Source organism: Methylibium sp. (genome assembly GCF_013817365.1).
GTDB lineage: Bacteria > Pseudomonadota > Gammaproteobacteria > Burkholderiales > Burkholderiaceae_C > Methylibium.
In genome coordinates this window covers 1-5684 of record NZ_JACDCU010000281.1, presented here as the reverse complement: position 1 = coordinate 5684, position 5684 = coordinate 1, and the positions used below count along the sequence as shown (strand labels likewise).

The 5684-nt window shown below is 68.9% G+C and carries 4 protein-coding genes and 1 pseudogene; 2 read left to right on the top strand and 3 right to left on the bottom strand.

What is annotated here, in order from left to right; all coding sequences use genetic code 11:
* A pseudogene (locus H0W38_RS15560) lies at positions 1–231 on the bottom strand (peptidase M61); the annotation flags it as partial.
* A 257-nt stretch (positions 232–488) separates the two neighbouring features.
* On the opposite strand from H0W38_RS15560, the gene H0W38_RS15555 reads away from it, so the two are divergent.
* A complete protein-coding gene (locus H0W38_RS15555) occupies positions 489–893 on the top strand; it encodes a DUF4148 domain-containing protein (RefSeq protein ID WP_292455687.1) in 405 nt (134 codons plus the stop codon).
* A gap of 58 nt (positions 894–951) precedes the next feature.
* Here the strand turns inward: H0W38_RS15555 and H0W38_RS15550 are convergent, their stop codons facing one another.
* Together H0W38_RS15550 and H0W38_RS15545 are read right to left on the bottom strand one after the other, a co-directional pair.
* Positions 952–1701 carry a DsbC family protein gene (locus H0W38_RS15550; protein WP_292455684.1) on the bottom strand — a complete coding sequence of 250 codons (750 nt, stop codon included), beginning with the start codon at positions 1699–1701 and terminating at the stop codon, positions 952–954.
* Between the two features lie 38 nt (positions 1702–1739).
* Positions 1740–2975, bottom strand: coding sequence for an FAD-dependent monooxygenase (locus tag H0W38_RS15545; RefSeq protein ID WP_292455682.1), 1236 nt, complete (start codon positions 2973–2975; stop codon positions 1740–1742).
* A gap of 79 nt (positions 2976–3054) precedes the next feature.
* On the opposite strand from H0W38_RS15545, the gene H0W38_RS15540 reads away from it, so the two are divergent.
* The gene (locus H0W38_RS15540; RefSeq protein ID WP_292455679.1) at positions 3055–5553 is read left to right on the top strand and encodes an AsmA family protein; all 2499 of its coding nucleotides are present in this window, start codon (positions 3055–3057) and stop codon (positions 5551–5553) included.
* Positions 5554–5684 lie beyond the last annotated feature (131 nt).

Genomic DNA, 5684 nt, shown 5'->3' with positions numbered 1-5684 from the left:
TTCGCAATGCGCCACCCAGCTGCTCTTGTCGTGCTGTACCAGCCGCACGGCCCGCGTGCCCTGCCGTGCCTCGAGCTGCGACAGGTGGCGGGCGAACTCGCGCACCAGGTAGCTGCCGGGGATCCAGACCGGCAGGCTCAAGCCCTGCTCGACGGCCGGCTCCGAGATGGTCAGCGTGACGCGGAACAGGTGGGCATGGGCGTCGGCCACGTCGAGGCGGTAGCGAATCATCGAAGCGACGGTTTGAAGGGGGAACGGGGGCGCAAGGAGCGCGCCGACTGCGACGCAAAAGAATACGCCACACGGCCTTGCGGGCCTGCCGAGCAAGGAAATCTTCGAGCAACGGGCCAGCGGTTGGCGGGTTCTCCTTCGTCTTCGGTCTCTTTATTTCTTGTTGAGCAACGGTGCGTTGAATAAACAGCGGTTTATCTCCCGAGATACGAGACATAGATTTCCTGCATCGCAACCCCGCTCGCCAAGGAGCCTCGATGAAGAGCTACTTCACCATTGCCGCACTGTCCGCTTTCGCCGCCCTCGTGAGCCTGGCGGCACAGGCGCAAACCGCGCCCACGACACGCGCCCAGGTGTCTGCAGAGCTCGCCGCGGCTCGCTCCAGCGGCGCCCTGGAGCGCGTGGCCTCCGAAGGCTTCGGCCTGCCCACCCCGGTAGTCCGTGAGGCGGCTCTGGCGAACGCTCCTGCTGCGGCAGCAGCGCAGCCGCAGGCGCCGACTTCGCAAAGCGGCCTGACCCGGGCCGAGGTGCGCGCAGAACTGGCACGCGCTCGAGCAGCCGGAGAAATGGACTTCGCCGCTGCCGAGGTGAACGGCAGCTCGCCCTACGAGGCTCGTCCGGTGGGCGCGCCGGTCTACGCCCGCCAGGGCAACGTTCGTTGAGAGCGAACGGGCCTGGCCTCCGCGCCATGCGTGCGTCGGCCCTGCCGTTCCCGGACGATCAGCCCTTGCTGCTCGCCACCAGCTGTTTTTCGAGCTGATCGGCCGTGAGCATGCCCGGTACGCGCACGCCGTCCTCGAACACGATGGCCGGTGTGCCGGACACGCGGTGCTTGCGGCTGAGTTCGATGTTGCGCTCGATCGGCGTGGCGCAATCGCCCAGCGGCCGTGGCGGCGCCGTGCCCTCGAGCATCCAGTTGCGATACGCGGCGGTCGAGTCTTTCGCGCACCAGATCGCCTTGGCCTTGTCGGGCGAATCGCCGCCGAGGATGGGAATGAGGAAGGTGTAGACCGTCACGTCCTTCATGCCGGTCAGCTCCTTCTCGAAGCGCTTGCAGTAGCCGCAGTTCGGATCGGAGAACACGGCGATGCGTCGCTTGCCGCTGCCGGTTTTCCAGACCACCGCGTCCTTCAGCGGCAGGCTGTCGAAATCGATCGCCGTCAGCTTGGCGATGCGCTCTTCGGTCAGGTTGCGCTTGTTCTTGAGGTCGAGAATTTCGCCGCGGATCAGGTAGGCCCCCTCGGCATCGGTGTAGAACACTTCGGTGCCGATGAGCACCTCGAACAAGCCCGCCACCGGCGCCTTGTTCACCTCGTCGATCTTCGGCAAGCTGCTCAGGCGCTCGCCCAGCGATTTGCGGATCGCCGCCTCCTGCGGCAATTGCGCCGAGGCGGGCAGCGTGCCCACTGTGAGCGCGGCCAAGCCGAGCAGGCCGGCCACCGACGCGAGCGCGACAGTCTTGAACTTCATGGTGTTTCCTTGGTTTAGGCCGGCAGCGCTCGGTGAGCCTAGCTGCGCAAGGCGCGGTCGGTGAGCCAACGCTTGAGCGGCGACAGGTGGTTGACGAGACTCAGGCCACGGTTGCGGAGTTCCTCGAGCGGCGCGGCCTCGTGCGCAAAAAGCTGCAACAAGCCGTCGGTGACGCGGCTCATCGCCCAGGTCGGCGAGGCGCGCGCGCGGGCGTAGCGCGCGAGCAGCCGCTCGTCGCCGAGCGCACGCCAGGGTTCGCGCTTGCGGCCTTCGGCCAGCACCGTGGCCAGGGTCTGCACATCGGCCAGCCCGAGATTCAGGCCCTGGCCGGCCAGCGGATGCACCACATGCGCAGCGTCGCCGAGCAGCACCCAGCCCGGCCCATGCCAGCGCGTCGCGCGGGCCAGGCGCAGCGGCCAGGCGGCGCGGGCACCGCGCAGGCGCAGGCGCCCGGCTGTACCCTGCGTGGCGTGCTCGAGCGCCTGCTCGAAGGCTGCATCGTTCAGGGCGAGCAATTCATCGGCGCGTGCGTCCGGCAGCGCCCAGACCAGGCCGTAGCCCTGCCCGTGCATCGCCGCGGCGGGCGATCGATCGGCGCGCTTGCTCCCCGGCGGCGCTGAAGTCGACATCGGGTTGGGAGTAGGCGGCTGCGCCGACGAGGAATTCGCCAGCTGTTCGGACGCAGCCGGCGGCAGATCGAAAGGCAGCAGCGCCAGCACGTCGGGCGCGCGGAACCATTGATGCGCGGTGTTCTGGTGCGGCCGGTCGCAATCCAGCCGGGCGGCAATGGCACGCTGACCATAATCGACGCGCTCCATCTCGACACCCAGCGCCGCACGTTGCGGCGAATCGCGGCCATCGCACAGCGCGATCAGCTCGGCAGGCTCGGCCGTGTCGGTCAGCGTGACGTGCGGCGAAAACCGCAAGGCCGTGGCCAGTTCGCGCTCCAGCGCCGCCGCATCGACGATCCAGGCCAGCTCGGTGACCCGCTGCTGCCACGCGCTGAATTCCAGTTTGCCACCAGCGTCGCCCTGAATTTGCATGGCGGTCACGCGGGTGGCCGCGCTCGGCGTGGCGGCGAGCAGCGCGTCCCAGACACGGAGTTGCTGCAGCAACGCCACGGAATGCGCGCTGAGCGCATAGGTGCGCACGTCGGGCCCGCCGGACCGCGCCAAACCGCTCAGCGCGACGCGCAGGCCGAGCCGCGCAAGCGAAAGCGCCAGCGCCTGACCGACCGTACCGCGCCCCAGCACGCACACATCGAAACGATTCATTGCCGGCAATTGTAGGCAGCGCTCACTGCGGCTCTGGGCCGGCGGCACAATGATTCGACCGTCACTGCAGTCCTTCGCCATGCCTGTCTGGCTTCGTCGTTCGCTGATCGCTCTGGCCGTACTGCTTGCACTGCTGGTCGCCGGCGGCGCCTTGCTGGTCGCCAGCTTCGACCCCAACCGCTACAAGGGCCTGCTGATCGACTGGGTGCGGGAGAACAAGCAACGCACCCTGGTCATCGACGGGCCGATCGGCCTGTCGGTGTTTCCGCGGCTGGAGCTCACCTTGCAGGGCGTCACGCTCAGCGAGCACGAAGGGCCCGAACCCTTCGCCTCGCTGAAGGAGGCTCAGCTCGCCGTGCAGGTGATGCCGCTGCTGAAGCGCGAGCTGGCGATCGACCGCGTCGCGGCGAGCGGCGTGCGCGTGATCTACACGCGCAACGCCAAGGGCGAAAGCAACATCGACGATCTGCTGGCCGCAGGCGCCGCGAACCCCGCCGGGGCTCCGGCGAGCGAAGCCCAGGAAGGAGCACCCCTTCGCTTCGACGTCAGCGGCATCGAGCTGAGCGACCTGCAGGCCGATGTCAAGGACGAGGTGCTGGGCATCGAGGGCCGCTTCGTGGTGCAGACACTCGAAACCGGCCGGCTGGCCGATGGGGTCGAGTCGCCGGTCGAGTTCGTCGGACGCGCGCAGCTGAAGCAGCCGACGCTGGACGCCGCCATCGATCTGAGCGGTCAGCTAGCGCTCGCCTTGCCGGCCGATGCGCCGGCCAGCATCGGCTTCACGGACCTCGAGCTCAGCCTGGTGGGCCAGGGTTTCGAGGTGGAAAAGCTCGACGCGCGCCTCACCGGCGCGCTGGCCTACGACGGCAAGAGCGGCGCCGTGCGCGCCGACGATCTACAATTGCTGATCTCCGGCGAGCGGCTCGGCATGGCGCTTCAAGACAGCGCGCTGCGCATGGCCTCGCTGGTGTTCGACCCCGCCCGGCGCGCGATTGCACTGAAGGCGCTCGACCTTGAGCTCGCCGGGCGCAGCGGCGACAACACCATCGCCGCCATGCTGGCCTGGCCGAGTCTCGAGGTCACGGGCGACGCGTTGAAGGGCAGCGCACTCAAGGGCAGCGCCAGCCTCACCGGCAGCGGCCCCGATGCGCAAAAGCTGCAGCTCGGATTCGAGTCGCAGGCGCCGAGCGGCAGCTTCGAGCGCATCCGCGTGCCCGGCGTGAAGGTGACGGTGAACGGCAGCGGCGGCGCACGCACCGTGCGCGGCGAGGCAAGCACCGACCTGACGGTGGCGCCGCAGCCACTGGCCGCCGCGCTCGAAGCGCTCAAGCTGCAGCTCGCCTTTACCGACCCGGCCCTGCCACCGATGAACCTGGCGCTGCAGGGCCAGGCCAAGGCCGGCGCCCAGGACGCCAGCTGGGCCTTCGACGGCACGATCAACGAGCAGAAGTTCAACACCACCGGCAAGGCCGATCTGTCCAAGGACGTGCCCAATGTGCAGGCGCAGGCGCGCTTCGCTGCGCTCGACCTCACGCGCTTCGTCGCCAAGCCGGCGGCCGGCTCCAAACCCGCCAAGCAGGCCCGGAAGTCCGAGAAGTCCGACAAGCCCGAAAAGGCGGGCGACACGCCGATCGACCTGAGCGGCCTGCGGGCGATCGACGGCAATTTCCAGTTTCGCGCCGGCACGCTGGTCTATCCGCCCTATCGCGTGGCCGACGCGGCGCTCGACGCGACGCTGTCCGCAGGCACCCTGCGCGTGAGTCAGCTCGCCGGACGCGCCTGGGGGGGCCGCTTCAATGCACAGGCCTCGGCCCAGGCGGCCAAGGATCTGGCCGCGCAGCGCGTCACCCTCAAGCTCGACGCCAGCGACGTGGACATCGCCGCTTTGCTGGGCGACGTGGCGGACTTGCGCAAGCTCGAAGGCAAGGGCCGCGTCACTGCCGACGTGGCGACGCGCGGCGCCAGCGTGGAGCAGTTCAAGCAGCAGCTCGGGGGCACGGCCGCGATGCGGCTGACCGACGGCGCCGTGCGCGGCATCAACCTCGCCCAGGTGCTGCGCCAATGGAAGTCGGCGGTCACGCTCAACAAGGACGCGGTGCAGGCGTCCAGCGCCGAAGAGAAAACCGACTTCTCGGAAATCAGCGCCAGCTTCGACATCCAGAACGGCGTGGCTCGCAACAAGGACCTTTCGGCCAAGAGCCCCTTCTTGCGCGTGGGCGGCGAAGGTTTGGTCGACATCGGCAAGAGCCGGGTGGATTACCTCGCCAAGGCCACCGTCACCGCGACGTCCGAAGGCCAGGGCGGCGCCGATCTGGCGGCGCTGCGAGGGGTGACGGTGCCGGTCCAACTGGTGGGTCCCTTCGACGCGGTCGACTACAAGGTGCAGTGGTCGGCGGTGGCGGCCGACCTGGTGGGCAAGCGCGCCAAGGAAGCCGTCACGGAAAAGGCCAAGGGCGCACTCGGTGAGGTGCTCAAGGGCCTGGGCGGCGCCACGCCAGCCGCCGGAGCCGGCTCGGCGCCGGCGCCGGCGAAGAAAGATCCGCTCAAGGACGGCCTGAACAAGTTGTTCGGTCGCTGAACGGCGCGATTCGCACGCCTGAATCGCGGCCGGCCTTGCGCGCCGCCTCCCGCAGCCTCGCTCGGCGAAGCCCGCGAAACGACTGGGCTGACCACGCCCAGGTGCAGGATGCGGCGCCGGCGCCTCGATAA

What these genes read in the sequence shown, in the direction of transcription:
- H0W38_RS15540 (WP_292455679.1), top strand. Translation starts at nt 3,055, where the DNA reads ATGCCTGTCTGGCTTCGTCGTTCGCTGATCGCTCTGGCCGTACTGCTT.
- H0W38_RS15550 (WP_292455684.1), bottom strand. Translation starts at nt 1,701, where the DNA reads ATGAAGTTCAAGACTGTCGCGCTCGCGTCGGTGGCCGGCCTGCTCGGC.
- H0W38_RS15545 (WP_292455682.1), bottom strand. Translation starts at nt 2,975, where the DNA reads ATGAATCGTTTCGATGTGTGCGTGCTGGGGCGCGGTACGGTCGGTCAG.
- H0W38_RS15555 (WP_292455687.1), top strand. Translation starts at nt 489, where the DNA reads ATGAAGAGCTACTTCACCATTGCCGCACTGTCCGCTTTCGCCGCCCTC.